Genomic DNA, 344 nt, shown 5'->3' on the forward strand with positions numbered 1-344 from the left:
CGCAACAGGCCGATCATGGCGTCGGTGATCGACCCGAACCCGTACTCGCGGGCCAAATGCCGGTCGGAGAATTCGACGATCTGCCGATCACCTTGGACGGTGACGCGGGTGATCAACCGTTCGGTGGACTGAGCGACGGTGACCAGGTCGTCGTTGGACAGCCCGGTCAAATCATCCGACGCCAGCGAATCAACCACACGGTGGGCGAGGGCGAGTTTCTGCGCGGTCGACAACCCCGACACGTCGGGCAGTGCGTCGTCTGGTAACGCGGTGTCGACCATGAGTGTCACCCCCCGGCGATAGCGAACACGTGTTTGTGTGTTGTTGTGTTCGAGTGTATGCCG

General features: G+C 61.9%; 1 pseudogene. It reads right to left on the reverse strand.

Annotated elements, in window-relative coordinates:
* Nucleotides 1-281, reverse strand: a pseudogene (locus tag P3L18_RS28220) (HNH endonuclease); the annotation flags it as partial.
* Between the last annotated feature and the right edge of the window lie 63 nt (nucleotides 282-344).

Source organism: Gordonia sp. N1V (assembly GCF_029269935.1).
Taxonomy (GTDB): domain Bacteria; phylum Actinomycetota; class Actinomycetes; order Mycobacteriales; family Mycobacteriaceae; genus Gordonia; species Gordonia polyisoprenivorans.